The organism is Cupriavidus gilardii, from assembly GCF_013314895.1.
Taxonomy (GTDB): domain Bacteria; phylum Pseudomonadota; class Gammaproteobacteria; order Burkholderiales; family Burkholderiaceae; genus Cupriavidus; species Cupriavidus gilardii_C.
Genome location: NZ_JABTYE010000001.1, coordinates 1 through 24,317, shown reverse-complemented (window position 1 = coordinate 24,317; position 24,317 = coordinate 1). Strand labels below are relative to the sequence as shown.

The following is a 24,317-nucleotide window of genomic DNA, read 5'->3' as shown; positions in this document are numbered from 1 at the left end:
GGAGCCAATGATGACGCGCGTCTCTGCAAACGTAGTGCAATCCTGTCATTGCAATCCGCCTGACGTGTCGATATGGGCGTGGCGGACCGATTGGACGCTCCCCGATTTTCCGTCTTCGGCGGTCGGCTATCCTGATGACGCCTCGGCAATTCGGCATCAACAATTCGACATCAAGCTGCCGGCGGGAATCGAAAAGAACGTGGCGCCCGTCAAGCTGCTGGCCTTGGCGAACGGCTATATCAACGGAACGCTGTCGAAGTCGAAGTTCCTGCAGACGGTAAAGCTGTTGCAGAAGCCGCAAGCGGAAAGGCGTACCGACGATCTCTTCAAGCTCGGTATTCCGTGCCATTTGATGAATTGGCTAATGCTCGACGATTGGGCCATCATCGGCTTGATGAACGGCGTCATCGACATCGAGGACTACGATTTCATCTCGATGTGGCAACGCGATCTGACGGATACCCGATTCTGGGCCAAACACTTCCCGCGTGCCGTGGACAAACAGGGAACGGTTTCGCACCTGCCCGACATCGAGCTGGAAGACTGGTATCAGATCGGTTGTTTTACGCCCCTGATGCCCTGGCATCGCGACATGGAGCCGCCGACTCCGGGGGTCTCGCGTCATCCTGTCACGCTGGAACGGATCCGTAAGGGATTCTCTGTCTATTCCGGGCGAATCCACTATCTCGTCTGTATGACCGCTCGGCGGGTCGAGAACTCGCGGATCGGTCCCCTGGGCCGCTATCGAAACGAGGCCGATGTCGAAGAGGAGTATTGCCGTCTCTTCTGGAACGGGAAGAAGCCGGAAGAGCGCCAGTTCTTCCCCTGCAATATTGTCTAGGACGCTCAGGACAGTGAGGCGGCGGCGCGTCGAGCGGCGCGCCTCTGACCGATGCCGGCCTGGCCAGGATCATGACGGCGGCGCCGTACACAGCCTGCCGAGCAGTTCCACCAGAGTGCTCCGCTGTTCCGGCGACAGCTGCCGCGACATGCGTGCGTCATGTTCGCAGACCGCCTCGGTTACTTCCGCCAGGGTCTTGCGCCCGGCCGCCGTCAACACCAGGCTGAACGCGCGGCGGTCGTTCTCTGCCGGCCGGCGCGCCACCAGCTTCATCTCCTCCAGCGCATCGACCAGCAGCACGGCGCCCGAACGGGCGATGCCCATGATCCGGGCCAGATCGGTCAGCTTCAGGTTCGGATTGCGGGATATCAGCACCAGCGCCGAAAAGCGTGGCGGCGTGATGTTCCACGGCGCCAGCGCGCGCACGAAATCCTCGTAGAGCCGGATCTGCGCGCGGCGGATCGCGTAGCCGATCAGACCGTCCAGCACCCCATAGTCGACGTCCGGCAGATGCGGATCGAAGCCGCCGACTTCGGCGGCGGGGTCGGGCGCGAGCGTATCGCGGGTCTTGCGGGGGGAACGGGAAGATCGGGACAAGGGCGACGAAGCGGACATGGAGCAGGGGATGGCGGGCATGCACGCCCGCCATCCGTTCAGGCGACGCGAAAGTATCGCATCTGCACCCGGTCCGGGAAACGGGCGCCGGTGGCGACGAAGGTGTGTTGCATCAGCCAGCGATAGCCGGGTGCCTGGGTTTCGAAGCGGGGCGCGGTGCGGAAGTAGATCAGCGACGGATCGACCGTCTCGCCCGCAGACAGGCGCGCCAGCACGTCGGCGGGGCCGCTGCGCAGCCCGGCGTTGACGATGTAGATGCGCGCGCCGTCGTCGGTCTCCACGACGTAGCGTGCTTCGATTTCGGCGACCGTGATGCCGTCGCCCAGGTCCGGACGGACCAGTTGAAAATCCGCCCCGCCCGGCAGCACCCGGCCGCGCAGCAGCGGGCCATCGACGATGCCATCGACAATCGGAATCACACGCCGCTGGCCCACGGCGCTGGTGCCGACCGCGATTGCCGGATCCAGGCGAAAGCTGAAGTCGGCCACATGCTCGAGCTTCGGCGTCGGCAGGGGGAGATCGATCGTCACTTCAGCAACTTCCAGTTGCCGTTGTCGATGGTCAGCATCACGCGGCCGCGCTGGTCGAAGCCGAAGTGGTCCTGACTGGTGTAGTTGAGCACGCCGTGCGAGACCACGATCTCCCGTTCGCTTTCGAGCGCGGCCTTCAGTGCCGCACGGAATTCCGGCGTGCCGGGCTTGGCGCGCTTGAGCGCGACCGGCACGATCCGCTGCAGCACCAGGCCGGCATCGTACGGATGCGCGCCGAACTGTGTGCGGCTTTCGGGGCCGTACTGCTTTTCATAGCGGCTGACGTAATCGAGCCCCGGCTTTTTCGGCGCGCTGTCCGCGGCGAGTTGTTCGGCCACGATCACGGGACCGGCCGGCAGGATCGCGCCGTCGACCGCCTTGCCGCCGATGCGGATCAGGTCCTTCGTTGCCGCACCATGCGTGTGATAGATCGGCCCGCGATAGCCGCGCTCGCGCAGCGTGGTGTGGGGCAGCGCGGCACCGGTGCCGGCGCCGGCGATCAGCATCGCGTCGGGGCGCGCCGAAATCAGCTTCAGCGTTTGCGCGGTGACGGCGGTATCCGAGCGCGCGTAGCGTTCGGTGGCGACGAGGCGAATGCCGCTTGCGGCCGCGGCGGTGGTGAATTCCTTCAGCCAGGTCTCGCCATAGGCATCGGCAAAGCCGATAAAGCCGACTGTCTTGACGCCATTCGCCTTGGCCGTCGCGGCGACGGCTTCCGCCATCAGCTTGATCGGCTGGGCCAGCCGGTAGGTCCATTCGCCGCGGCCGGGTTTCAGCTCGATCGGCGAGAACGCCAGCTGCACGGTCTTGCTCTCGTCGGCGACCTCGGCGATCGCGATCGACGGGGCGACGGCAGAAGAGCCGAGGATGATGTCGACCTTGTCCTCGCTGACGAAGCGGCGCGCGACCTTGGTGGCCTGGGTCGGATCCGAGCCGTCGTCGAGCACGACATAGCGGATGGTCTCGCCGGCGATCTGCTGCGGCAGCAAGCCCAGCGACTGCTTCTGCGGAATGCCCAGCGAGGCCGACGGCCCGGTCGAGGAAATGCTGACGCCCACAGTGACGTCGGCCAGCGCGGCGCCGGAAATCGTGCCGGCGGCGGCCAGCGCCAGGGTCAGGCGCGCAAGCGCGATGCGGCGAAGTGTCATCGATCGTCTCCCTTTTTTATGATGTTCCAGGCGGTCAAGGTGTGGCGCCCTGCACGGACTGCCGATCGAATCCCGCCAGCTGCTTGTAGCGCAATGCGATCGCTTCGAGCTCGGTGCGCGGAATGACCTGCTCGATATCGGTGAAGCCCTGCGGTGCGCGCAGCTCTGCCAGCTGCATCACCTGTTCGGGGCCATTGAGCCGGTTGCGCAGCACGATGCCGGCGGTGCGCGGCAGGCGTTCGGCTTCGTATTCGCGCAACGCGTAGCCGGTATCCGGCGTGCCAAGGAGGCAATCGACCAGATGGCGGGCATCGACAATGGCCTGCGCGCTGCCGTTCGAGCCGATCGGGTACATCGGGTGCGCGGCGTCCCCCAGCAGCGTGACGCGATCGAAGGTCCAGCGCGGCAGCGGATCCTTGTCGACCATCGGGAATTCGTAGATCGCGGCGGCGCCGTCGATCAGCGACGGAATATCGATCCAGTCCCAGCGCCAGTCGACGAAGGCCTCGCGGAACACCGACTTGTCGACCTGCCGGTTCCAGTCGCTGCGCGGCGGCGTGTCGGATGCGTCGTCGGGCACGCGCAGTTCGGCGATCCAGTTGATCAGCGAGCGGCCCTGCTGGCGCAGCGGCTCGGAAATCGGATAGGCGACGAACTTCTGGTCCTGATGGCCGGCCATGAACATCGAGCGTCCGTCCAGATAGGGCGGCGCTTCGGTGACGGCCCGCCACAGCATCCGCCGCGAAAAGCGCGGGGCGTCGCCGCTCGGATAGAACTGCCGCCGGACCGCCGAATGGATGCCGTCGGCGCCGACCAGCACATCGGCGCTGGCTTGCACTTCGGCCCCGTCCGCACGCCGGCGCAGCGTGAACTGCACCGGCGAGCCGGGGCGTGCGCCGGTATCGTGCACCGTCTCGAAGGCATGGCCGGTATGCACGCGATCGACGCCGAGCCTTTCGACCGCGGCACGGTAAAGCAGCATCTGCAGCTCGCCGCGATGCACCGAGAACTGCGGATACGGGTAGCCCGCGGCCAGTCCGCGCGGCTCGTGCCAGATCCGTTGGCCGAGCTTGTTGTAGTAGGACAGCGAACTGGTCTCGATCGCGATCTGCGCGAGCGCCGGCTGCAAGCCGAGCTCGGCCAGTTCGCGCACGGCATGGGGCAGCAGATTGATGCCGACGCCAAGCGGTTTCAGCGATTCGCTGGCTTCCCAGACTTCGGCGTCGATGCCGTGACGATGGCAGAGCAGCGCGAGCGTCAGCCCGCCGATGCCCCCGCCTGCGATGGCGATGCGCATGGTGTCTCCTGTGGCGGACCTGCGCGCGAAGGGCGGCCCGCTCTCTGTGTGCGACGAATTGTTATGGAGTATAACTAAATCGCCGGACCATGCAAGATCGGGGCGATACGGGTGACTTGTCTTGCCCGCACGCGGATTCAGCGCACCAGAGCGCCGCTCACTTTCGCCAGCTCGGCGACAGCAGCCGCAGGCCGACCGATACGAAGCGCGTCTCGCGCGGCTGGTTGAGCTGCGTGCCCCAGGTCATGTCGACCTGAACCCGCTGCGGCACGATCCAGACCCGCGCGCCGAGCTGGATCCACGGCCGGTCGCCGCTCTCGCCGAAGCTCTCGGCGATCATGGCCCAGCGCTCGCTGATCATCGCTTCGCTGGCCACGCCCCAGGTCATGCGCGTCTGCCGTTCGGCCCGATCGTGGGTGGCACCAACGTTCGCATGCAGCAGCAGCCGGTCGTCGCGCATCGACACCGTCAGCGGCAGATTGAGGTAGAGGCCGCCCGGGGTCCTGCGCGGTTGGGCCTTGGGGTATTCCGTGATGCCGACCGTCAGCGCGACGCCGTAGCCGTTGGTCTCGACCGGCTTGAGCACGGTCTTGCCCTGGAACTGCAGGTCGGTGATGGCGTTGCCCGGGCCGTCTCCGTAGCGCTGCACCGAGCCGCCGAGCGTCCATTCGAAGTTGCCGGTGAAGTTGCAGCCGGGCATGGCCCAGCGCTCGGTGCCGTCGCGATTGAAACGCAGCCACGATTCGAGCTGGCACGACTGCGGATCGACGATGCGCGCGTCATCGGTCACCAGAGGCCGCGCCGCCCATGCCGGCGGCGTCAGGCACAACAGCAACATGGCCGCGACAAACGGACGGAAGAGCGAAGGGCGGAGGGCGGGAATCGGCAGCATGGTGGGCTCGCAATGGCGCGCCCGAAGTCTAACGCGCACCCATGACAAGGTGTCGCATCGCGCCGGGCCGGCAGTCGGCGCACCGAGGCGGTGTGGGATTTATCTGACAGTGGCATAGGTGGCCACCGTCTGCCGGGGCTGCGCGGTCGCCCCGCACAATCGAGCTACCTCTCGCCTGTACAAGGAGCTTTCGATGCGTACCCTTACCCTGTCGTTCGCGCTGGCCACGCTGCTCGCCACCGCGGGCTGCGCCGACATGACCCCCAAGCAGCGCAACACCGCCATCGGTGCGGGTGTGGGCGGCGTCGCCGGGGCGACCATCATTGGCGGACCGGGCGCCACGCTGGGCGGCGCCGCGTTGGGCGGTGTGGTCGGCAATGTGTTGACCGACGACAGGAAGAAGTAAGGATCGCGAGGGCGCCGCGTTTTACCAGGTTTTGCCGCGGCGCGATCGCTGGCACCAAAGCACGACGCCCCGGCCGATGGCCGGGGCGTCGTCTTTCAGCCTGGCGTTGTTGCGGTTGCCGGCTGCCGATCAGGCCGGCTCGCGTCCCGAGGCTTCATTGGCGACCACACGGTGCGGCACCGGAAACACGATGTCGTAGGCCCAGTTGTAGACGAAGGCGTAGACCACATAGAAGCCGGCCACCGCGAGGTCCATCAGCAGCGCGTCGAGCAGGCTGATCTTCAGATACCACGCGACCCCCGGCAGGAATACCGTCAGCAGACCCAGCTCGAACAACAGCGCATGGACTACGCGCACGCGCGGCGATTTGCGTACCGAGCCGGTCAGACGGACCATGGCCTTGTCGAACAGCAGGTTGTAGATGTAGTTCCAGATCGCGGCGACCAGCGAGGCCACCGCGGCGATCACGCCCATCTGGTGCAGGGCGTAACCGAACACGAGGCTGCCCAGCGGGGCGAAGATCAGCAGGCCGATCACTTCAAAGCCGACGGTATGACGAATTCTGTCGAGCGTACTGCGCATTGTGCTGCTCCCTGAAGACATGGTGCCCAGTCTATCGGGTAGAGCACCAGATACAAGTTGGGAAGTATCGTCTATTCAGATGGGTGGCGCTGACTGTGGCACCATGAGGCTTTTCTGCCGACCACTCACGGATTGCCATGAGCCTGTCCCTCGAACAACTGCAAGCCTTCGTCGCCGCCGCCGAGACCGGTTCGTTTTCGGCCGCGGCGCGCCGCCTGGGCAAGGCGCAGTCGGTGGTCAGCACCGCCGTCTCCAATCTCGAAATCGATCTCGACAACGCGCTGTTCGACCGCAGCGGACGCTATCCCGCGCTGACGCCCGCCGGCGAACGGCTGCTGGTCGAGGCGCGCGTGATTCTCGAGCGCTGCGAGCATTTCCGCGGCGTCGCCAAGAGCCTGGGCGAGGGCGTCGAAAGCCGGCTGGTGCTGGCGGTCGACGAGCTGTATCCGGAAGAGACGCTGGGCGTGCTGTTGGAAGAGTTTTCCCACCGGTTTCCCGCGGTCGAGCTGGAGCTGTTGTTCCCGGTGATGGAGGACGTCAGCCGGCTGGTGCTGGAGGGCGGCGCCGATCTGGGCCTGATGTGGCGGCAGGAGGTGCTGCCGCCCGCGCTCGCCTTCCGCGGGCTGGGTTGGGTGCCGATGCAGATCATCTGCGCGCCCGATCATCCGCTGGCGGCGCAGCAGCGGGTCGGCTGGGAAGAACTGAAGCGCCATCGTCAGCTGATGGTCGCGGTGCGCAGCGACAGCGAAGAGAAGATGCGCCTGCGCGTGGCCGCCGAGGTCTGGTGGGTCGAGAGCCACTGGGTCATCGTGGAGCTGGTCAAGCGCGAACTGGGCTGGGCCTTCGTGCCGTGGCATGTCGCCGCCAACTCGCCAGCCGCCGCCCAACTGGTCTCGCCCGAGTTGGACTTCGACGATCAGGACTGGCCGGTGGCGATGGAACTGGTCTGGCACAAGCAGCGCCCGCTCGGCAAGGCGGGCGCATGGCTGCAGGAACGGGTCAGCCACCAGCCGCTGCCGCAGCCGGCGCCGCGGCGGCGTGGGGGTGGTTGAACCAAGGGTGTCTGCGGGTGCCGCTTGCCCTCTCCCCCAACCCCTCTCCCGCAAGCGGGAGAGGGGTTGGGGGATATCGCTGCAATGGGCGATCACTCGCGTAGATGCGGCGTTCTTCTCCCCTCTCCCGCTCGCGGGAGAGGGGCGGGGGGGAGGGCATCGGGCGCCCCGCATCCCGCCGACGCGCGATCGTGCCTCAGCGCGACACCGCCGCGCCGTCCCCCGCCTCCTTCGCCATCGCCGTCCCCGCTCCCTGCCATCCCCCGCCCAACGCCTTGATCAACACCACGCTCGCGCTCAGCTGCCGGCCGGCGATCGACAGCGCGGTGCGTTCGGCAGTGTAGGCCGCGGTCTGCGCCGTCAGCACGTCGAGCAGTCCCGCGGTACCGGCGCGATAGCGGTTGTTGACCAGCGACAGCGCTTCGCGCGCGGAGCGCAGCGCCTCGTTCTGTACCACCGCTTCCTGTTCCAGCAGGCGCGCCGCGGCCAGGTTGTCCTCGACTTCCTGGAACGCCGTCAGCACCGTCTGGCGGTAGTTGGCCACGGTCTGGTCGTAGACTGCGATGGCCTGTTCCTTGGCCGCGCTGCGCGCGCCGAAATCCAGCAGCGTCATCGCCAGTTCGGGGCCGAACGACCAGATGCGGTTCGGCAGCGACAGCCAGCGCTCCAGCGAGCTGGAGGTAAAGCCGCCCGCGGCCGACAGGCTCAGCGTCGGGTAATACGCGGCCTGCGCCACGCCGATCTGCGCATTGGCCGCAGCCACGCGGCGCTCGGCCGCGCTGATGTCCGGACGGCGCTCGAGCAGTTGCGACGGCACCGCGACCGGCACGCGCGGCACCGTCTCGGTGAAGTCGCTCGGTGCCAGCGAGAACGATGCGGGCGGTCGCCCGGTCAGCACCGCAATCGCATGCTCGTACTGCGCGCGCTCGATCTGGATGTCGATCAGCTGTGCCTGTGCGCTCTTGAGTTGCGTCTCGGACTGCAGCACGTCCGAGCGCTGCGCGATGCCGGCCTGGTACTGGTTGCGCACCAGCTGCAGCGACTTCTCGTAGTCGGCGACCGTCCGCTGCAGCAGGGCCTGCTGCGCATCGGCGACGCGCAGCAGGAAATAGGTCTGCGCCAGCGTGGCCTGCGTCGACAGCAGCGTCGAGGCGAGGTCCGCTTCGCTGGCCTGCGCGCTGGCCTCGCTGCTCTCGACCTGGCGCCGCACGCGGCCCCACAGATCGACCTCCCAGCTGGCCGACAGCGTCGCCGTCTGGCCGCTGCTGATATTGCCGTTGCCGCTGCGCGAACGGTCCACGCTGGCCTGGGCGCCGACCACCGGGAAGTAGCCCGCGCGCGCGGCGCGCAGGATCGCGGTGGCCTGCCGGTACTGGGCCTCGGCGGCGGCGATGGTCTGGTTGGAGATCTTCACCTGCGCCATCAGCGCGTCCAGCTGCGGATCGCCGAACACGGTCCACCAGTCGCCGCGCTGGCTGGCGTCGCCGGGCTCGGCCGGCTTCCATTGGCCCCATTCGGCCGGCGCTTCCTTGAAGGTCGGTGTCACGGGCGCATCGGGCCGCTGATAGTCCGGGCCGACCGCGCAGGCGCCGAGCAGCAGCGCGCACGCCATCACGACGCAGCGGGGCAGGGAGGAGGGGCGGGTCATCGCTTTCTGGGTCATCATCACGAATCGAATCCGGCGGGCGTGGGCTCGGTCGGCGTGCCGCCGCCGCTGTTGCGACGTGCGTTGCGGCGGTTGCGCCAGGCTTGCCACTTCAGGCGCCAGCGGTCCAGCGTCAGGTAGACCACCGGCGTGGTGTAGAGGGTCAGCAACTGGCTGACCAGCAGGCCGCCGACGATCGAGATGCCGAGCGGCGCGCGCAGCTCGGCCCCGTCGCCGCGGCCGAGCGCCAGCGGCACCGCGCCGAGCAGCGCCGCCATCGTCGTCATCAGGATCGGGCGGAAACGCAGCAGGCAGGCGCGATAGATCGCCTCGCGCGGCGTCAGCCCTTCGCTGCGTTCGGCATCGATGGCGAAGTCGATCATCATGATCGCGTTCTTCTTGACGATGCCGATCAGCAGGATCACGCCGATCAGCGCGATCACGCTGAACTCGGTGCCCGAGGCCAGCAGCGCCAGCAGCGCGCCGACGCCGGCCGACGGCAGCGTCGACAGGATCGTCAGCGGGTGCACATAGCTTTCGTACAGCACACCGAGCACGATGTAGATCGTGATCAGCGCGGCCAGGATCAGGATCGGCTGGCTGCGCAGCGATTCCTGGAACGCGCTGGCGGTGCCGGCGAAATTGGCCTGCAGCGATTCTGGCGCGCCGATCCGCGCCATCTCGTGCTGGATGCGCTCGGTCGCCTGCGACAGCGACACCCCTTCGGCGAGGTTGAACGAGATCGTCGACGCCGCGAACTGGCCCTGATGGTTGACCCCCAGCGGCGTATTGGTCGGCACCACGCGCGCGAACGCCGACAGCGGCACGCGGTTGCCCGCGCCGGTCACCACATAGATGTCCTTCAGCGCGGTCGGCCCCTGCAGATATTCCTGGCTCAGCTCCATCACCACGCGATACTGATTCAGCGGATGGTAGATCGTCGACACCAGCCGCTGGCCGAAGGCATCGTTCAGCAGCGAGTCGACCTGCTGCATCGTGACGCCGAGCTTCGATGCGGTGTCGCGATCGACGATCACCGAGGTCTGCAGGCCCTTGTCATTGGTGTCGGTGTCGATGTCCTCGAGCTCCTTCAGGTTCGACAGCGCATTGCGAACCTTCGGCTCCCAGGTGCGCAGCACCTCCAAGTCATCCGAGCGCAGGGTGAACTGATATTGCGAACTGCTCTGCCGCCCGCCGATGCGGATGTCCTGCACCGGCACCAGGAACAGGCTGGCACCGGGCTCCTTCGCCAGCTTGCCGCGCAGCCGCGCGATCACCTCGTTGGCGGTCTCGGTCCGCTCGGTCAGCGGCTTGAGCGTGACGAACATCTGCCCGGTATTGCGCTGCGAGCCGCCGGTAAAGCCCGTCACGTTGACCACCGCGGGGTCGGACTGCACGATGCGGATGAAGCTGTCGAGCTTCTGCCGCATCGCCTGGAACGAGGTGGCCTGATCCGCGCGGATGAAGCCGATCAGCCGGCCGGTATCCTGCTGCGGGAAGAAGCCCTTCGGCACGATCACATAGAGCCAGACGTTCAGGCCGATGGTCACCAGCAGCACCAGCCAGACCAGCCGGCTGTGCCGCAGCGCGACCGACAGCGTGCGGGCATAGCGCTCGTTCATCCAGGTGAACACGCGCTCGCTGGCGCGATACCAGCGGCCGGGCGGGCGCTGTTGCTCGGGGGAGCGCAGCAGCCGCGCGCACATCATCGGCGTGGTGGTCAGCGACACCACCAGCGAGACCAGGATCGCCACCGACAGCGTGATCGCGAACTCCTGGAACAGCCGGCCGATGATGCCGCCCATCAGCAGCAGCGGGATGAACACCGCGATCAGCGACAGGCTCATCGAGATCACCGTGAAGCCGACCTCGCGCGCGCCGCGCAGCGCCGCCTGCACCGGCCGCATGCCGGCCTCCAGATGGCGCGAGATGTTTTCCAGCACCACGATCGCATCGTCGACCACGAAGCCGGTGGCGATCGTCAGCGCCATCAGCGACAGATTGTTCAGCGAGAAGCCGGCCAGGTACATCACGGTGAAGGTGCCGATCAGCGACACCGGCACCGCGACGCTGGGAATCAGCGTGGCGCGCACATTGCGCAGGAACAGGAACACCACCATGATCACCAGCGCCACCGAGATGATCAGCGTGTGCTCGACCTCGCGCAGCGACGCGCGGATGGTCGGCGTGCGGTCCATCATCACGTCCATCGAGATCGCGGCCGGGATCATCTGGCGCAGCGTCGGCAGCATCTCGTTGACGCGGTCGACCGTCTCGATGATGTTGGCGCCGGGCGAGCGGTTCAGCACCAGCAGCACCGACGGTTCGCCGTTGGCGGAGCCGGCGTTGCGCACGTCCTGCACCGAGTCGGTCACGGTGGCGACGTCCGACAGGCGCACCGGCACCGCGAAGGAATTCGGCCCGCTGGTGGCCGCGTTGCTGCCGGCCGCATTGTTGACCGTGGTGGTCGTCGTGCCACCCGCGGTCACCGTGGTCGTGGTCACGCCGTTGACGGTGGTGGTGCGCACCGTGCCGCCCGAGGTCGCGCTTGACGTGCTGGCGATCAGCGCGCCGGCGGTGGTGGTCGAATAGCTGCCCGGCGTCGCATAACGGATGATCAGCGGCATATAGTCTTCCGCCTTCATCGCCTGGTCGTTGGCATAGATCTGCCAGGCCTTGCTGTCGTTCTCGACCACGCCCAGCGGCCGGTTGGCATTGGTCGCGCTGATCGCGTTGCGCACGTCGGACAGCGCGATGCCGTACTTGTTCAGCGCGGTGGGATTGAGCGAGACCCGCACCGCCGGCAGCGAGGCGCCGCCGATCGTGACCTGCCCGACGCCCTCGATCTGCGACAGCTTCTGCGCCAGGATGGTCGAGGCGGCGTCGTACAGCTGGCCGCGCGTCATCGTCGGCGAGGTCAGCGCGATGATCATGATCGGCGCGTCCGACGGGTTGACCTTGCGATAGGTCGGATTGCCCGGCAGGCTGCTCGGCAGCGTCGCGCGCGAAGCGTTGATCGCCGCCTGCACGTCGCGCGCGGCGCCGTCGATGTCGCGCGACAGATCGAACTGCAGCACGATCCGCGTCGAGCCCAGCGAGCTGCTCGAGGTGATCTCGTTGACGCCGGCGATCGAGCCGAGCGCGCGCTCCAGCGGCGTCGCCACCGTGGCGGCCATCGTCTCCGGGCTCGCGCCGGGCAGCGAGGCCGACACCGAGATGGTCGGATAGTCGACCTGCGGCAGCGGCGACACCGGCAGCATCCGCAGCGCGGCCAGCCCCGCCAGCAGGATGCCCAGCGTCAGCAGCGCGGTCGCGACCGGCCGGTGGATGAAGATGGCCGACAGGTTCATGGCGCCCTCGGGGTGTCGGTGGCCGGGGGAGCGCCCGGCGTGCCGCCGGGGCCGAAGCCTCCATCCCGGTCCGCATCCAGGTCCGCATCCGGATCGCCGAAGCGCCGGCGCCGCCAGCCCTTGAGCCGGCCGGCGACACGGTCGAACGCCAGGTAGATCACCGGCGTGGTGAACAGCGTCAGCACCTGGCTGACCAGCAGGCCGCCCACCATCGTGATGCCCAGCGGCCGGCGCAGCTCGGAGCCGATGCCGGTGCCGAGCATCATCGGCAGCGCGGCCAGCAGCGCCGCCATCGTCGTCATCAGGATCGGCCGGAAGCGCAGCAGGCACGCCTCGAAGATCGCGTCGCGCGGCGCCAGGCCGCGTTCGCGCTCGGCCTCCAGCGCGAAGTCGATCATCATGATCGCGTTCTTCTTGACGATGCCAATCAGCAGGATGATGCCGATGATCGCGATGATGCCCAGGTCATGGCCGGCCAGCAGCAGCGCCAGCAGCGCGCCGACGCCGGCCGACGGCAGCGTCGACAGGATCGTGACCGGATGGATGGTGCTCTCGTACAGCACGCCGAGCACGATGTACATCGTGACCACCGCGGCCAGGATCAGCCACAGCGTGTTCGACAGCGACGCGCTGAAGGCCAGCGCCGCGCCCTGGAACGTGGTCTGCATCGAGATCGGCAAGCCGATCTCCTGCTCGACCTGCTTGATCTTGTCGACCGCGTGGCCGAGCGATGCGCCCTGCGCCAGGTTGAACGAGATCGTCGCGGCGGGGAACTGGCCCTGGTGGTTGATCACCAGCGGGCCGGTGCGCTCGCTGATGCGGGCGAACGCGCCCAGCGGCACCTGTCCGCCGGACGAGGAGGGCAGCCGCAGCTCGGCCACCGCCTGCGGGTTGTCGCGGAATTCCGGCATCGCTTCCAGCACCACGCGGTACTGGCTCGACTGCGTGAAGATCGTCGACACCAGCCGCTGGCCATAGGCGCTGTACAGCGCGCTGTCGATCACCGCGGTGGTGATGCCGAAGCGCGCAGCCGCATCGCGGTCGATATCGACATAGACCCGCAGGCCGTTGTTCTGCTGGTCGGTGGCGACGTCGCGGAATTCGGGTTCCTCCTTCAGCCGCTCGACCAGCTTCGGCACCCAGGTGGCCAGCGTCTCGGGATCGGGATCCTCTACCGTGAACTGGTACTGCGTGCGCGAGACGCGGTCCTCGATGGTCAGGTCCTGCACCGGCTGCATGTACAGCGAGACACCGCCCATCTCTTCCACCGCCGCCTGCAGCCGCTCGGTGACCGTGGCGATGTCGTCGCGCTCGCCCTTGGGCTTCAGGTTGATCAGCATCCGGCCGGCGTTCATCGTGGTGTTGGTGCCGTCGACGCCGATGAAGGCGGACACGCTCTGCACCGCCGGGTCCTTCAGCACGACTTCCGACACCGCGCGCTGCTTCTGCGCCATCGCCTGGAACGAGATGCTCTGCGAGGCCTCGGTGACGCCCTGGATCACGCCGGTGTCCTGCACCGGGAAGAAGCCCTTCGGAATCGCCAGATACAGCACCACCGTCAGCGCCAGCGTGCCGATCGCCACCAGCAGCGTCGCGCGCTGCCGGCCCAGCACCCAGTTCAGCGCGTGGCCGTAGCGCTCGATCACGCGATCGAAGAAGGCGCCGGTGGCGCGATGAAAGCGCGGCAGCTGGTCCTCGGGCACATGGCGCAGCATGCGCGCGCACATCATCGGCGTCAGCGTCAGCGATACCACCGCCGAGATCAGGATCGACACCGCCAGCGTGACCGCGAACTCGCGGAACAGCCGGCCCACCACATCGCCCATGAACAGCAGCGGGATCAGCACCGCCACCAGCGAGAAGGTCAGCGAGATGATGGTGAAGCCGATCTGCTTCGAGCCCTTGAGCGCTGCCGCCATCGGCGATTCGCCCTTCTCGATGTAGCGCATGATGTTTTCGATCATCACGATGGCGTCGTCGACGACGAAGCCGGTCGCGATGGTCAGCGCCATCAGCGTCAGGTTGTTGATCGAAAAGCCGGCCAGGTACATCACGCCGAAGGTGCCGACCAGCGACAGCGGCACCGCCACGCCCGGGATCACCGTCGCCGGCACGTTGCGCAGGAAGACGAAGATCACCATCACCACCAGCGCGATCGCCAGCAGCAGCTCGAACTCGACGTCGCGCACCGAGGCACGGATGGTGGTGGTGCGGTCGGTCAGCACCTCGGCCTTGACCGAGGCCGGCAGCGAGGCCTGCAGCTGCGGCAGCATGGTCTTGATGCGGTCGACCACCGCGATCACGTTGGCGCCGGGCTGGCGCTGGATATTGACGACGATGGCCGGCTTGCCGTTGGCCCAGGCGGCCAGGCGCGAATTCTCCGGGCCATCGACGATGGTCGCCACATCGGTGATGCGGATCGGCGCGCCGTTCTGGTAGCCGATGATGATCTGGCGGTATTCGTCTGCCGAGCGCAGCTGGTCGTTGGCGTCGATGGTGGAAGCGCGCGCCGGCCCGTCGAAGCTGCCCTTGGCGCCGTTGACGTTGGCCGCGCCGATCGCGGTGCGCAGGTCGTCGATCGACATGCCGAGCGCGGCCAGCGCGGTCGGATTGGCCTGGATGCGCACGGCCGGACGCTGGCCGCCGCTGATGGTCACCAGGCCCACGCCCTGGATCTGCGAGATCTTCTGCGCGACGCGGGTATCGACCAGATCCTGCAGCTTGGGCAGCGGCAGCGTGTCCGAGGTCATCGCCAGCGTCAGGATCGGCGCGTCGGCCGGATTGACCTTGCTGTAGACCGGCGGCATCGGCAGGTCGCCCGGCAGCAGATTGCTGCCGGCATTGATCGCGGCCTGCACTTCCTGCTCGGCGACGTCCAGCGGCAGCGTCAGGTCGAACTGCAGCGTGATCACCGACGCGCCGCCGGACGAGGACGACGACATCTGCTTGAGCCCCGGCATCTGGCCGAACTGGCGTTCCAGCGGCGCGGTCACCGCCGAGGTCATCACGTCGGGGCTTGCGCCCGGATACAGCGTGGTGACCTGGATGGTCGGGTAATCGACCTCGGGCAGCGCCGACAGCGGCAGCAGCCGGTAGGCGACCAGCCCGGACAGCAGGATCGCGAGCATCAGCAGCGCGGTGGCGACCGGCCGCTCGATGAAGATACGTGACGGGTTCATGCGGCGTCCTCGTTGCGGCGCGGGCTCATTGGCGTGGCGCCGGCGCGGCCGGGGCCGGGGCCGGAGCGGGCCCGGCTGCCGCCGCCGATGCCGAGGCCGCTGCCTCTGCCGGCGCGCTGGCGCCAGCGGCCTCCGGGCCCGACGCGCCGGCGGCACGCATCCGGCGGCCGCGCGCGCGCGGCTCGCTGGCCGGCGCCACCGCCGCGGCGCGCGCCGCCGGATCGACGGTCTGGACCGTCATGCCTTCGCGCAAGCGATCGGCGCCGTCGACCACGACCCGCTGGCCCGGCCGCACGCCGCGCAGCACCGCGGTCTGTTCGCCGTCGCTGGGGCCCAGCGCGACGGTCTGCACCTTGACCTTGTTGTCCTGGTCGACCACATAGACGAAGGTGCCCTGCTGGCCGCGTTGAACGGCGGCGACCGGCACCACGGTGGCGCCGGCCAGCGTATCGACGCGCATCCGCACATTGACGAACTGGTTCGGGAACAGCATGCCGTCGTCGTTGCGGAACACTGCCTTGAGCCGCACGGTGCCGGTGGTGGTATCGATCTGGTTGTCGGTGGTCAGCAGCGTGCCGTCGGCCAGCTTGTTGCGCGCCTGCCGGTCCCAGGCCTGCACCGGCAGCGTCTGGCCGGCGTTCAGCTGCCTGAGCACGCTGGGCAGGTTGTCTTCCGGAATCGAGAACAGCACGGCGATTGGCTGGATCTGCGTGATCAGCGCGATGCCGTTGGCGTCCGAGGTGCTGACGATATTGCCCGGGTCGACCTGGCGCAGGCCGATGCGGCCCGAGGTCGGCGCCTTGATGCGGGTGTAGCTCAGTTGCAGCCGGGCGTTGTCGACATTGGCCTGGTCGGTCTTGACCACGCCTTCGTACTGGCGCACCAGCGCGTCCTGCGTGTCGACCTGCTGCTTGGCGATCGAATCCTGCGCCAGCAGCGTGCGATAGCGCTGCTGGTCGATGCGCGCGTTCTGCAGCAGCGCCTGATCGCGCGCCAGCTGGCCCAGCGCCTGGTCGAGCGCGGCCTGGAACGGACGCGGATCGATCTCGGCCAGCAGGTCGCCGGCCTTGACCATCTGGCCTTCCTTGAACAGCACGCGCAGCAGCGGGCCGGAGACCTGCGCGCGCACCGTGACGTTGGCGACCGGGGTCACGTTGCCCAGGCCATTGAGCACCACGTCCATGTCGCGCTGCACGACCGGGCTGACCACCACCGGCGCGGCCGGGCCACCCATGCCGCGGCCGGGGCCTCCTGGGCCGCCCGGTCCGCCGGGGATGCGGCCGCCGGGGCCGGGCTGGCCCGCCTGGCCGGCATCGGACGCGCCGCGGTGGCTGTACCAGTACCAGCCGCCGCCGGCCAGCAGCAGCACCAGCAGGCCCGCGATCCATACGCCGCGGCGGCTCCGCGCGGGGGCGCCATCGGCGGGCGGGAGCGGACCGGGGCCGCGCGGATGGCCGCGGTGCGGGTCGGGATCCCGGTCGGAAACGGGCCGGCCGGCGGGCGCCTCGGTGGAGGCATCGATCGGATGATCCTCGCCGTGGGTCTTGGGTTTGGCGGGCTGATTGGAGTCGGGATTGGCCATTAACTGGGTCCTGAAGCGGGTCCTGGAGCGGGTCCTGGAGCGGGTCCTGGAGCGCACCCACCGGGGTGCGCGGCCTTGCTTGTCGATGGAAAGACGCAGAAGTATGCCGCAACGGTCAGGGTCTTCCGCGGATGCGGAGCGGGGCCCACCTGCGGCGACGTGGCAAGGATACGGCGTGAGGGAGGGCAGACCTATGTCGGTAAGGAAGGGCTTTATTACAGATAATTACCAGCGCGCCCGGTGTAACTTGCCGAAACAACATTGCGGCGGCGCGGGCGGCGTGCCTGATTATCATCCGGCTATGCGACCCAATCAGCCCACTCAGATTCTGGTCGTCGACGACGACCCCGACTTGCGCGACCTGCTGCGCGAGTACCTGACCCAGCAAGGCTTTGCCGTTTCGGTTCTGCACGACGGCGATGGCCTGCAGGCCCGCCTGGAACGCGAACGCCCGGCCCTGATCGTGCTCGACCTGATGATGCCCAAGGTCGACGGCCTGACCGCGCTGCGCAAGCTGCGCGCGCGCAACGACGACATTCCGGTGATCCTGCTGACCGCGCGCAGCGACGAGATCGACCGCATCGTCGGCCTCGAAATCGGGGCCGACGATTATCTGGGCAAGCCGTTTTCCCCGCGCGAGCTGCTGGCCCGCATCAACGCGGTGCTGCGCCGCAAGCTGGCGCGTCCGGCGGCCGCGCCCGAGGACCGCGACAGCGCAACCTTCGGCCCGTTCAAGGTCGACTTCCGCCAGCGCACGCTGGTGCGATCGGGGCAGACGCTGCCGATCAGCGACACCGAATTCGCGCTGCTGAAGCTGCTGCTGATGCATCCGCTCGAAGTGCTGTCGCGCGAGCGCATCGTCGAGCTGATGTACGGCGCGGCCAGCGGCGTCAGCGACCGCGGCATCGACGTGCAGATCTGGCGCCTGCGCCGGCTGCTCGACGAGGATGCGCAGCGGCCCCGCTATATTCAGACCGTGCGCGGGCGCGGCTATACCTTTGTGCCGGATGAAGCCGCGCAGGCCGACCTGGACGCCTCATGAAGCTGCGCATCGACACCCTGTTCGGCCGCATGGCGCTGCTGATCGCCGCAGTGCTGGTAATCAGCCATTTCTCGTGGCTGGCGATCCTGCGCATGGACCGCCGCGAGCAGCGCATGGAATATTCGGTCGAGCAGATGCTGTTCCAGCTCGACAGCATCCAGCGCGCGCTCGACGCCAGGCCGCCGGCGAAGCTGCCGAGCCTGGTCGAGGTCGCCGGCGAGGCGAGCGCCGAGGAACATTCGCGCGCGCCCACCGACCGCTCGCGCCGGCTGGTCGAACGCTTCTCGAGCCGGCTGCCGCCCGGCACCGAGGTCCGCATCGAGGACGAGGACACGCCGCGCATCTGGATCAAGCTGCCCACGCGACAGGACTGGATCGCGATGCCGATCCTGTGGGTCCATAACCCGCCGCTGGACAACCGGCTGATTCCGGGCGCGATGCTGGTGGTCAGCGTGGCCATCGTCTTTGCGCTGCTGATCGCCTGGCAGATCCAGCGGCCGGTGCGCGAGATGGCCAATGCCGCCGGCCAGCTGTCGCGCCAGCAGCCGGTGACGCCGCTGCGCGAGCGCGGCCCGCTGGAGCTGCGTCAGCTGATCGAACGCTTCAACAGGATGGTGGCGGACCTCGCGCGCATCGATCAGGAGCGCAACACGATGCTGGCCGGCATCGCGCACGATCTGAAGACGCCGCTGGCGCGGCTGCGGCTGCGGGCCGAGATGCTGGCCGATCCGAAGGCGGCGGCCGGCGTCACGCGCGATGTGGAATCGATGTCGGCAATCGTCGAGCAGTTTCTGGCCTTCGCGCAGAGCGCCGAGCCGACCGCGCGCCCGGTGCCGGTCGATCGCCGCATGGCGGAGCTGGCGGCCTCGCTGGCCGAACAGGAGCGCCCGGTGGACCTGTCGCTAGAGGCCGGCGAGGGCTTTCGGATGATCGCCACGCAGCTGGACCGCATCGTCGGCAACCTGGTCGACAACGCCTACCACTACGGCGCGCCGCCGGTCAGCATCCGCACCGCGCGCGTGGCGGACGGCTGGCAGCTGGTGGTCGAGGATGCGGGTGGCGGCATTCCGGAAGATGCCTTCGACAAGGTCACGCTGCCGTTCGTGCGGCTCGACCCGGCGCGCGGCGGCAATGCGCATTCGGGCCTGGGGCTGGCCATCGTCGACCGGCTGGTGCGCCAGTCCGGTGGCCGCCTGATCCTGGGCAACCGGCCCGAGGGCGGCCTGCGCGTCGAGATGGTGTTCCCGTTCGCGCAGCTGGCCAAGGCGGCCTGAGTTATTCGCCGTCCCCGCGCACGCGGGGGCCGGTGACCTGGCTGTTGTTGAAGCCGCAGCTTACTGCTGCGGCTTTTTCTTTTCCCCGATCCGGCTTTCCTGCCCCGACAGCAGCTTCGCGATGTTCTGGCGATGGCGCAGGATCAGCAGCGCGCTGATCGCCAGGATCGCCACGGCCACCACGTCGGTGCCGAACATCAGCACATAGAAGAATGGCGCGAAGATCGCCGATACCAGCGCGGCCAGCGACGAGTAGCGGAAGAAGAAGGCGATGATCAGCCAGGTCGCCAGCGTGCCCAGTCCCAGCCACGGATGGATCGCGAACAGGATGCCGGCGGCGGTCGCCACGCCCTTGCCGCCCGCGAAGCGGTGGAACACCGGGAACAGATGGCCGAGGAACACCGCCACCGCGACCAGCGCGATGCCGGTCTGGTCGACGCCGTAGTCCGGCCCCAAGCGCTGCGCCAGCCAGACCGCCAGCCATCCCTTGAGCCCGTCGCCCAGCAGCGTCAGCAGCGCCGCCTTCTTGTTGCCGGTGCGCAGCACGTTGGTGGCGCCAGGATTGCCCGAGCCGTAGGAATGCGGGTCGGGCAGCCCCATCGTCTTGCTGACGACGACAGCGAAGGAGATCGAACCGATCAGATAGGCGAGCAGGGCAAAGACGAGATTGGCGAGATTGGCGAGATTGGCCATGGGCGGGGAAGGAATCCGGGGAAAGAGCCTGCGGTAAAGGCGAGGGAACAACCGAAACGGGAGCAAAAAAACTGGCGCGATTGTAGCGCGCCGGCGTGGCGCTCACGAGCGTGATTACCCGGCATGAGCGTGCGCACCGGCTCAGGGCGCAGGCGCGCTCAGCCTTCCGCCAGCCCGCATTGCACCGGCCTGGCATCGAGCAGCGCGATCAGCACGGCCGGATCGATGCTGACCAGATAGCCGCGCCGGCCGCCATTGATATAGATGCGCTCGAGCGCCAGCACGCCTTCCTCGACATAGACCGGCATCCGCTTGCGCGTGCCGAACGGCGAGGTGCCGCCGACCATATAGCCGCTGTGGCGCTGTGCCACCTCGGGCTTGCACGGCTGCACGCTCTTGCGGCCGATCTGCCGCGCCAGGTTCTTGGTCGAGACGGTGCGGTCGCCGTGCATCAGCACGATCAACGGCTGCGCCTTGTCGTCTTCCATCACCAGCGTCTTGACCACGTGATGCTCGTCGACGCCGAGCTGCCGTGCCGATTCCTCGGTGCCGCCGTGCTCGACATAGTCGTAGGGGTGCTCGCCGAAGGCGATGCCGTGCTGGCGCAGCATCTGCGTGGCCGGGGTTTCGGAGATGTGTTTGGTCTTTCCCATGTGGTTCGTTCGAGCGGCTAGCCGCGCGGATGATGCTGCTGATGCAGGACGCGCAGCCGTTCGCGCGCGACGTGCGTGTAGATCTGCGTGGTCGAGATGTCGGCATGGCCGAGCAGCAGCTGCACCACGCGCAGATCCGCGCCGTGGTTCAGCAGATGCGTGGCAAACGCGTGGCGCAGCGTATGCGGCGACAGCGGGGCGTGGATTTCGGCCTGGCGCGCATAGCGCTTGATCAGATACCAGAAGGCCTGGCGCGTCATCGCCTCGCCGCGCTGGGTCACGAACAGCGCGTCGCTGCCGCGCTGGCCCAGCAGGGCGGGACGGGCGCTGGCCAGATAGCGGCGCAGCCAGACGCCGGCTTCGGCGCCGAACGGCACCAGCCGCTCCTTGTTGCCCTTGCCGCTGACCACGCGCGCCACGCCCTCGTTCAGGCCGACCTCGATCGTTTTCATCTGCGTCAGCTCGGACACGCGCAGGCCGCTGGCGTACATCAGTTCGAGCATGGTGCGATCGCGCAGGCCCAGCGGCGTGTCGATGTCCGGCGCCTGCAGCAGCGCCTCGACCTGGGCCTCGCTCAGCGTCTTCGGAAAGCGCGGCGGCTGCTTGGCGGCGCGCAGCAGCAGGCAGGGGTCGGCCTGGACCAGATGCTCGCGCAGCGCCCAGCGGTAGAAGCGCCGGAATACCGCCAGCCGCCGGTTGGCGGACGAGGCGCGCGTGTCCGGATGGCGCGCGGCAAAGTAGCCGGACAGCGCGCCGTCGTCGGCGGCCAGCAGCGCCACGCCGCGCTCGCCGCGCAGCCAGCGCGCCAGCAGCGCCAGGTCACGGCGGTAGGCGTCGATGGTGTTGCGCGCGAGTCCGTCTTCGAGCCACAGGGCGTCGCAGAAGCGGTCGACCAGCGTCAGGTCGGCGGCGATGCCGGCTTCGCGCTGCGCTTCGCCGTCATCGGTGCGGTCGTCAAGCGGCGCGGACTGGTCCGCGAGCGCCGCCGTGGTGTCGTGCCCCGCGTTCACAGCAGCATCACCCGTTCGTGGCGCAGCAGCCAGCGTTTGACCTCGAGATGGAAGCCGTCCTCGCCGTGATGGGCGAAGCCGCCCAGGCCTTTGGCCCCGACCACACGATGGCAGGGTACGACCAGCGGAAACGGGTTGTCGCCGCAGGCCTGGCCTACCGCGCGCGCTGTGCCGCCGATATTGGCCGCCAGTTCGCCATAGGTCGCGGTGCGGCCGCACCGCACGGCGCGGATCGCCTGCCAGACACGGCGCTGGAAGTCCGTCCCCGTGCCGGCGAGCGGCACGTCGAGCGGCGCGTCGGGATCGGCGTAGTAGGCCTCGAGCTGCGCCGCCAGCTGCCGGATCGGCGGCAGGTGGGACTCGCGCAGCGCGAAACGCTCGGGCAGGAAGTGGATCGCGTGGATGCACTGCACATCGGCACGCACGCCGATGCGGCCGAACGGCGCGGCCAGGATGGCATCGAAGCGGGCGGCGAGCCTGGCGTCGCGAAGCTCGGCACTGCTGTCGTGGTCGGTGCGCGGCGCTGGCGGGGAATCCGTGGACGGATTCGGATGGGAATGCATGGCGTGACAACGGTCGATCCGGATACCGGATTCTAGTGCGTCGGGCGCGAGGACCAAAAAAAACCGCGACGAGTGCGCGGCTGACGTTGGTGATCGTTCCGGGATGCTCCCTCTCCCGCTTGCGGGAGAGGGCCGGGGCTCGTTAAATCGATGGCGGTGCATCGACCGCCGGGCCCTCTCCCCCAACCCCTCTCCCGCGAGCGGGAGAGGGGAGTACTACTCGGGCAAACTACCGTCCCATCACTGCTCGAGCTTGATGTTCTGCACCTTGACCAGGTTGCGCATCTTGTCGAACTCCTTCTTGATCTCGGCGGCGTGCTGGGCCGGCGAGTTGCCCGACGGCTCGGCGCCGGCGGCGATCAGGCGTTCGCGGAAGCCCTTGTCCTGCAGCGCCTTGACGGCGGCATCGTTGAGCTTCTTGATGATGTCGTCGGGCGTGCCGGCCGGTGCCACCAGGCCGTACCAGGCCGGATCGTTCGGCTCCTTCAGGCCCATTTCGCCGAAGGTCGGCACGTTGGGCAGCGAGTCCAGGCGCTTCTCGGCGGCCACCACGATCGGGCGCAGCTTGCCGGCCTTGATATGCGGCATCGACGAGGGCAGGTTGTCGACCATGATCGGCACCTGGCCGGCCAGCACGTCGTTCAGCGCCGGGCCAGCGCCACGGTAGGGGATATGGACCATGAAGGTCTTGGTCGAGACCTTGAACTGCTCGCCCAGCATATGGCCGAAGCCGCAGGTGCCCGACGACGCGTACGAGTACTTGCCCGGGTTGGCCTTCAGCGTGGCCAGGAATTCCTTGTAGTCCTTGGCCGGGAAATTCGGGTTGACCGCGATCACGTTGGCGACGTTGGCCAGGTTGGTGATGGGCTTGAAGTCCTTGATAGGGTCGTACGACAGCTTCGGATTGCAGGCGGGGTTGACCGCCATCGTCGACACCGTCGAGATGCCGATCGTGTAGCCGTCCGGCGCCGCCTTGGCGATCGCGTCGGCGCCGATGGAGCCGCCGCCGCCAGCGCGGTTCTCGACGACCACCGGCTGGCCGAGGATCTTGCTCATCTGGTCCGCCGCGCCGCGGCCGACGATGTCGGTGGTGCCGCCCGGGGCGAACGGAATGATCAGCTTGATCGGCTTGTTCGGATAGTTGTTCTGTGCCTGTGCCAGCGAGGCGCAGGCGGCCAGACCCAGGGCCAGGGCAATGTGCTTGGTTTGCATGAGATCGTGTCTCCCGTCGTGAAGCCGGACGGAGAGTGTCCGTCCAGAACTGAAAATGCCGGCCAGGGGCCCGGTAGGGCCGTCCGCGCCGGCGCGATGCATCGGCGGCCCGATCAGCCGCCGAGCAGGCCGCGCTTCAGATCGCGATCGACCGGGCGTTCGCCCAGGAAGATACGCAGCACGGCCTGGTAGAAATCCTCGCCGGGGATGGGCTTGCCGCGCGGCGTGCCATTGACGGCAATCACCGTGCCGCTGTCCGGCGTGTAGTCGAAGTCGATCACGTCGCCCTTGCGCGCCGTGCCGACCTGGTTCATGGCCTGCTCCAGCTGTTGCAGGCGATCGGCGAACTTCTCCAGCTGCGCCTCGTTGTGGTTCTCGCGCATGCCTTCGTTCAGCGCCTTGACGAAGGTGCTCGATTCCACCTCGCGCAGCGGCCGGATCTGCAGCCGCTTCGGACCCTTGGCGCCCAGCACCACCGCGGCGTTGCGCACCTTTTCGGGCAGATACAGCGCGGCCACATAGCCCTTGACGATGAACACCGAGCGCAGGCCCGCGCCGTTGAGCTGCAGCTCCTTGCCGCCGAGCCGCGTCGCCTCGTCGAGCCGCACGCCCTCGATCTCGACCGCATTCGCGGCCGCCGGCAGCGCGGCGGCCAGGGCCACGCAGCCGATCGCCAGCCACTGACGCAGGCGGCGTGCGGTCCGGTCGATCGGAGCGCGGGCGGAAGGGCGGCGGGGGGCAGGCATGGCGG

The 24,317-nt window shown here is 68.1% G+C and carries 21 protein-coding genes; 5 read left to right on the top strand and 16 right to left on the bottom strand.

Features of this window, described 5'->3' with window-relative positions; all coding sequences use genetic code 11:
- Positions 1 to 7: 7 nt before the first annotated feature.
- Positions 8 to 841 carry a hypothetical protein gene (locus HTY53_RS00105; RefSeq protein ID WP_174104377.1) on the top strand — a complete coding sequence of 278 codons (834 nt, stop codon included), beginning with the start codon at positions 8 to 10 and terminating at the stop codon, positions 839 to 841.
- A 69-nt stretch (positions 842 to 910) separates the two neighbouring features.
- Here the strand turns inward: HTY53_RS00105 and HTY53_RS00100 are convergent, their stop codons facing one another.
- The 5 genes from HTY53_RS00100 to HTY53_RS00080 form a co-directional block, all read right to left on the bottom strand.
- A complete protein-coding gene (locus HTY53_RS00100) occupies positions 911 to 1,456 on the bottom strand; it encodes a MarR family winged helix-turn-helix transcriptional regulator (RefSeq protein ID WP_238512731.1) in 546 nt (181 codons plus the stop codon).
- A 38-nt stretch (positions 1,457 to 1,494) separates the two neighbouring features.
- A complete protein-coding gene (locus HTY53_RS00095) occupies positions 1,495 to 1,986 on the bottom strand; it encodes a DUF3237 domain-containing protein (protein WP_368040881.1) in 492 nt (163 codons plus the stop codon).
- On the bottom strand, positions 1,983 to 3,134 hold the full coding sequence (locus tag HTY53_RS00090) for an ABC transporter substrate-binding protein (RefSeq protein WP_174104375.1): 1,152 nt from the start codon (positions 3,132 to 3,134) through the stop codon (positions 1,983 to 1,985). The genes HTY53_RS00095 and HTY53_RS00090 overlap by 4 nt, the downstream gene beginning before the upstream one ends.
- A gap of 34 nt (positions 3,135 to 3,168) precedes the next feature.
- Positions 3,169 to 4,431 carry a flavin-dependent oxidoreductase gene (locus tag HTY53_RS00085; protein ID WP_174104374.1) on the bottom strand — a complete coding sequence of 421 codons (1,263 nt, stop codon included), beginning with the start codon at positions 4,429 to 4,431 and terminating at the stop codon, positions 3,169 to 3,171.
- Between the two features lie 157 nt (positions 4,432 to 4,588).
- On the bottom strand, positions 4,589 to 5,269 hold the full coding sequence (locus HTY53_RS00080; RefSeq protein WP_254599724.1) for a hypothetical protein: 681 nt from the start codon (positions 5,267 to 5,269) through the stop codon (positions 4,589 to 4,591).
- Positions 5,270 to 5,516: 247 nt separating this feature from the next.
- On the opposite strand from HTY53_RS00080, the gene HTY53_RS00075 reads away from it, so the two are divergent.
- A complete protein-coding gene (locus tag HTY53_RS00075; protein ID WP_174104372.1) occupies positions 5,517 to 5,729 on the top strand; it encodes a glycine zipper 2TM domain-containing protein in 213 nt (70 codons plus the stop codon).
- Between the two features lie 129 nt (positions 5,730 to 5,858).
- Here HTY53_RS00075 and HTY53_RS00070 read toward each other — a convergent pair whose 3' ends face one another.
- On the bottom strand, positions 5,859 to 6,311 hold the full coding sequence (locus HTY53_RS00070; protein ID WP_174104371.1) for a PACE efflux transporter: 453 nt from the start codon (positions 6,309 to 6,311) through the stop codon (positions 5,859 to 5,861).
- A gap of 137 nt (positions 6,312 to 6,448) precedes the next feature.
- Here HTY53_RS00070 and HTY53_RS00065 point away from each other — a divergent pair, with 137 nt between their 5' ends.
- Positions 6,449 to 7,363 (top strand): LysR family transcriptional regulator, encoded by a 915-nt coding sequence (locus HTY53_RS00065; RefSeq protein WP_174104370.1) that lies wholly within the window; start codon positions 6,449 to 6,451, stop codon positions 7,361 to 7,363.
- Between the two features lie 196 nt (positions 7,364 to 7,559).
- Here the strand turns inward: HTY53_RS00065 and HTY53_RS00060 are convergent, their stop codons facing one another.
- Genes HTY53_RS00060 through HTY53_RS00045 form a run of 4 tightly spaced genes read right to left on the bottom strand, consistent with a single transcriptional unit; the run spans position 7,560 to position 17,119 of the window.
- Positions 7,560 to 9,026 carry an efflux transporter outer membrane subunit gene (locus tag HTY53_RS00060; RefSeq protein WP_438820914.1) on the bottom strand — a complete coding sequence of 489 codons (1,467 nt, stop codon included), beginning with the start codon at positions 9,024 to 9,026 and terminating at the stop codon, positions 7,560 to 7,562.
- A 2-nt stretch (positions 9,027 to 9,028) separates the two neighbouring features.
- Entirely contained in the window at positions 9,029 to 12,358 is a 3,330-nt protein-coding gene (locus tag HTY53_RS00055) for an efflux RND transporter permease subunit (protein WP_174104369.1), read from the bottom strand.
- Positions 12,355 to 15,537 carry an MdtB/MuxB family multidrug efflux RND transporter permease subunit gene (locus HTY53_RS00050; RefSeq protein ID WP_174104368.1) on the bottom strand — a complete coding sequence of 1,061 codons (3,183 nt, stop codon included), beginning with the start codon at positions 15,535 to 15,537 and terminating at the stop codon, positions 12,355 to 12,357. The genes HTY53_RS00055 and HTY53_RS00050 overlap by 4 nt, the downstream gene beginning before the upstream one ends.
- Positions 15,538 to 15,562: 25 nt before the next feature.
- Positions 15,563 to 17,119 carry an MdtA/MuxA family multidrug efflux RND transporter periplasmic adaptor subunit gene (locus HTY53_RS00045; protein ID WP_174104367.1) on the bottom strand — a complete coding sequence of 519 codons (1,557 nt, stop codon included), beginning with the start codon at positions 17,117 to 17,119 and terminating at the stop codon, positions 15,563 to 15,565.
- A 301-nt stretch (positions 17,120 to 17,420) separates the two neighbouring features.
- Between HTY53_RS00045 and HTY53_RS00040 the strand changes: the two genes are divergently transcribed.
- Both HTY53_RS00040 and HTY53_RS00035 read left to right on the top strand, forming a co-directional pair.
- Complete coding sequence (locus HTY53_RS00040; protein WP_174104366.1) at positions 17,421 to 18,161, top strand: response regulator; 741 nt, start codon at positions 17,421 to 17,423, stop codon at positions 18,159 to 18,161.
- Positions 18,158 to 19,435, top strand: a complete 1,278-nt coding sequence (locus tag HTY53_RS00035; protein WP_174104365.1) for an ATP-binding protein — start codon at positions 18,158 to 18,160, stop codon at positions 19,433 to 19,435. The genes HTY53_RS00040 and HTY53_RS00035 overlap by 4 nt, the downstream gene beginning before the upstream one ends.
- A gap of 60 nt (positions 19,436 to 19,495) precedes the next feature.
- Here HTY53_RS00035 and plsY read toward each other — a convergent pair whose 3' ends face one another.
- The 6 genes from plsY to HTY53_RS00005 all read right to left on the bottom strand — a co-directional run bounded on the left by plsY (position 19,496) and on the right by HTY53_RS00005 (position 24,312).
- Positions 19,496 to 20,128 carry a glycerol-3-phosphate 1-O-acyltransferase PlsY gene (gene plsY / locus HTY53_RS00030; RefSeq protein ID WP_174104364.1) on the bottom strand — a complete coding sequence of 211 codons (633 nt, stop codon included), beginning with the start codon at positions 20,126 to 20,128 and terminating at the stop codon, positions 19,496 to 19,498.
- Positions 20,129 to 20,286: 158 nt separating this feature from the next.
- The gene (ybaK, locus tag HTY53_RS00025) at positions 20,287 to 20,781 is read right to left on the bottom strand and encodes a Cys-tRNA(Pro) deacylase (RefSeq protein WP_174104363.1); all 495 of its coding nucleotides are present in this window, start codon (positions 20,779 to 20,781) and stop codon (positions 20,287 to 20,289) included.
- 17 nt (positions 20,782 to 20,798) lie between these two features.
- Positions 20,799 to 21,695 (bottom strand): site-specific tyrosine recombinase XerD, encoded by an 897-nt coding sequence (xerD, locus tag HTY53_RS00020; RefSeq protein ID WP_174104661.1) that lies wholly within the window; start codon positions 21,693 to 21,695, stop codon positions 20,799 to 20,801.
- Between the two features lie 92 nt (positions 21,696 to 21,787).
- Positions 21,788 to 22,354 (bottom strand): methylated-DNA--[protein]-cysteine S-methyltransferase, encoded by a 567-nt coding sequence (locus tag HTY53_RS00015; RefSeq protein WP_254599722.1) that lies wholly within the window; start codon positions 22,352 to 22,354, stop codon positions 21,788 to 21,790.
- Positions 22,355 to 22,594: 240 nt separating this feature from the next.
- A complete protein-coding gene (locus HTY53_RS00010) occupies positions 22,595 to 23,566 on the bottom strand; it encodes a tripartite tricarboxylate transporter substrate binding protein BugE (protein WP_174104362.1) in 972 nt (323 codons plus the stop codon).
- Between the two features lie 113 nt (positions 23,567 to 23,679).
- Positions 23,680 to 24,312, bottom strand: coding sequence for a chalcone isomerase family protein (locus HTY53_RS00005; protein ID WP_174104659.1), 633 nt, complete (start codon positions 24,310 to 24,312; stop codon positions 23,680 to 23,682).
- Positions 24,313 to 24,317: the final 5 nt, after the last annotated feature.